This window comes from Streptomyces sp. NPDC050287, assembly GCF_044459385.1.
Lineage (GTDB): Bacteria > Actinomycetota > Actinomycetes > Streptomycetales > Streptomycetaceae > Streptomyces.
Map to the genome: position 1 here is coordinate 1 of NZ_JBITIY010000042.1, position 3,557 is coordinate 3,557.

General features: G+C 72.9%; 1 protein-coding gene. It reads right to left on the minus strand.

Going from position 1 to position 3,557, the window contains the following annotated elements; translation table 11 throughout:
• On the minus strand, positions 1 to 3,557 hold a 3,557-nt coding region (locus ACIBK3_RS46720), incomplete at both ends, for a type I polyketide synthase (protein ID WP_399374765.1).

A 3,557-nucleotide genomic window follows, 5' to 3' on the forward strand; every position in this document is an offset into this window, starting at 1 on the left:
CTGGCGCCGTCCTGGTTGACGGCGGTGCCGCGGATCACGGCCAGTACGGGGTGGCCGTTGCGGCGGGCGTCGGAGAGCCGCTCGACGAGGAGCAGTCCGACGCCTTCGCTCCAGCCGGTTCCGTCGGCGTCGGCGGAGAAGGCCTTGCACCGGCCGTCCGGTGAGAGCCCCTGCTGCCGGCTGAACTCCACGAAGGTCCCCGGCGTCGACATCACGGTCGCGCCGCCGGCGAGGGCGAGCGAGCACTCGCCGCTCCGCAGGGCCTGCGCCGCCAGATGCAGTGCGACCAGCGACGACGAGCACGCCGTGTCGACAGTGATGGCCGGGCCTTCGAAACCGTATGCGTAGGCGATCCGCCCCGTGACCACGCTGCCGAGCGTGCCCGTGAGGAGGATGCCCTCGACTTCCTTCGGGATGAGCTGCACGGGTGGTGAGTAGTCGTGATACATCGTGCCGGCGAAGACGCCGGTGTCGCTGCCGCGCAGGGTGATGGGGTCGATCCCGGCGCGCTCGAACGTCTCCCAGGCCGTCTCCAGCAGCAGCCGCTGCTGCGGATCCATCGCGAGGGCCTCGCGGGGGCTGATACCGAAGAACGCCGGGTCGAACTCGCCCGCCTCGTAGAGGAATCCGCCGTGCTGGGTGCTGGACTTGCCGATGGCGGCGGGGTCCGGGTCGTAGAGGTCCTCGTCCCAGCCGCGGTCCCGAGGGAACGGTCCGATGGCGTCCGTGCCCTCCGAGACCAGCCGCCACAGGTCCTCGGGGGAGGAGACCCCGCCGGGATAGCGGCAGGCCATCCCCACGACCGCGATCGGCTCGGTGGCCGTGGTGGACGCCGCCGGCCTCGCGGGCCGCGTGCCCTTCGACTTCCGTGCCCTGCCGCCCTTGCCGTTGCCGTTGCCGCTGTCGCCGAGCCGGGACCGGAGGTGGTCGGCCAGGGCGGTCGGGGTCGGGTAGTCGAAGACCAGGGTCGCGGAAAGGCGCAGGCCTGTCGCGGAGTTGACGCGGTTGCGCAGCTCGACCGCGCTGAGGGAGTCGAAGCCGAGATCCTTGAAGCTGGACGTGATGTCGACGCTGTCGGCGGATGCGTGGCCGAGAACGGCGGCCGCCTGCTCGCGTATCAACTCCCGAATCAGGGCATCTTGTTCGGGCTCGTCGAGTCCGGACAGCCGCTCGGCGAGGCCGTTGCCGGCTCCGGCCGCCGTCGAGGTGCTCGCTCGCCGCAGCGGCGGCACCCGGACCAGCCCGCGAAGGAGCGGCGGCAGCGTGTCCGCGTCGGATCGGGCGCGCAGCGCGGTCAGGTTGAGCCGGGCCGGCACGAGCAGTGCCTCGTCGCGGCGGAGCGCGGCGTCGAAGAGGGCGAGCCCCTCCTCCTCGGACATCGTGACCACCCCCGACCGTGCCATACGCGCCAGGTCGGTGCCGCTCAGCTTCTCCCCCATGCCGCCCTCGCCCCACAGCCCCCACGCGAGGGAGGTGGCGGGAAGGCCGAGGGTGCGGCGGTGCTGCGCGAACGCGTCGAGGAAGGCGTTCGCGGCGGCGTAGTTGGCCTGCCCCGCGGCTCCGATCAGCCCTGAGACGGAGGAGTACAGGACGAAGGCCGCCAGATTCAGGCCGGCGGTCAGCTCGTGCAGGTGCAGGGCGGCTTCGGCCTTCGGGCGCAGGACGGCGTCCAGTCGCGCCGGGGTGAGCGCGGTGACCACGCCGTCGTCGAGGACTCCGGCGGTGTGCACGACGGCGGTCAGTGGGTGAGCGGGCGGGATGTCGCCGAGGAGGCGTGCGACTGCCTCCCGGTCGGTGGTGTCACAGGCCACGACACGGACCTCGGCGCCCGACTCCTCCAGCTCGGCGGCGAGTTCGCGGGCACCTGGGGCGTCGTTCCCCCGTCGGCTGGTCAGCAGCAGATGGCGAACGCCGTACTCGGAGACGAGGTGCCGGGCGAGCAACTCGCCCAGCCGCCCGAACGCACCGGTGATCAGCACCGTCCCGGCAGGGTCCAACGACCTTGTCGCTGCCGGGTGTTCCTCCGGTACGGGAGCCAGGCGAGGGACCAGGAGCCGGCCCGCGCGCAGGGCGGACTGAGCTTCGCCGGAGGCCACGGCGCTCCGGATCGCGGCGAGCGACTCGGGCGTACCGTCATGGTCGACGAGCACGAAGCGTCCCGGGTACTCGGACTGCACGGTACGCAGCAGCCCCCACACCGGAGCCTCGACCGCTCCGGCCACCGGCTCCCGCCCGGGCACCGGCTCTGTACCGCCTCCGGCGGGCACGGCACCCCGGGTCAGTACCAGCAGCCGCGACTCGGCCAGCCGCTCGTCGGCGAGCACCTCCTGCACGACCGCGAGCGCGGCCTGCGTGCGACGACGTACATCCGTGAACGCAGGAGCGTCGGTCACGTCGGCGCCCTCGGGCGCGTACACCACCACGTCAGGAACGCCTGCCCCCGCGTCAAGGCCCGCCCGCAGCGCGGCGAGGCTCTGGTGGACCGCGGCATCGGCCAGTTCGGGTCCTGAGCCGACTACGGCCCACTGCTCGTCGAGATCTGTGCCGCTGACGTCCGGCCGGTTCGCGGCCTCCTGCCACACCACGGTGTAGAGCGGACCACGGCGACCGGTGTCGCGCAGCTGCTCGGCGTCGGCCTCCCGCAGCACCAGTGCCTCGATCTGCGCGACGGGCTCACCCGCCGGATCGGCGAGCCGCAGCGAGACGCCGCCGTCCGCCCCGGGTATCGCGCTGACCCTCAACTGCCGGGCCCCGACCGAGTACAGGGTGACGCCGCCGAAGCTGAACGGCAGCAGTCGTTCCGCGCCGTCCACCAGAGGGTGCAGGGCGGCGTCGAGGAGCGCGGGGTGGAGGGTGTGGCCGACGGGGTCGGCCCCCTCGGGGAGGGAGATCTCGGCGTACAGCGTGTCGCCGTCGCGCCAGGCCGCGGTGAGCCCCTGGAAGGCGGGGCCGTACGCGTAGCCGTGGGCGGCGAGGCGCTGGTAGACGCCGGTGAGGTCGACGGGTTCTGCCGGCGGGGGCCAGTCGATGGGGTCGGCGGCCGGTTGCGGGGTCGCGGTGAGGACGCCGGTGGCGTGCCGGGTCCAAGGCGCGTCGTCGCCGGCACGTGAGTGAACGGAGAGGGCACGACGGCCCTCCGGGTCGGGTTCGTCCACGGTGAGCTGGAGGGACACGGCCTCCGCCCCCTGGAACGCGAGTGGGCGTTCCAGGGTGAGTTCTTCGATGGCGGGCGTGCCGGTGTGCTGGCCCGCATGGAGCGCCAGGTCGACGAAGGCGGTGCCGGGCAGGAGGGTGGTGCCGGCGATGGTGTGGTCGGCGAGCCAGGGGTGGGTGCGCAGAGAGATACGGCCCGACAGGACCAGACGCTCGTTGTCGGCGAGGGTGATCAGGGCGCCCAACAGGGGGTGACCCGCGGAGACCAGCCCTGCGGAGGTGAGGTCGGCGGTCTTGTTGGTGGGCGTCAGCCAGTAGTGCTGGTGTTGGAAGGGGTAGGTGGGGAGGTCGCTCGCGGGAGCGGGTTCCGGGGTCCAGGTGGTGGGGGTGTGGCCGGTGGTGTG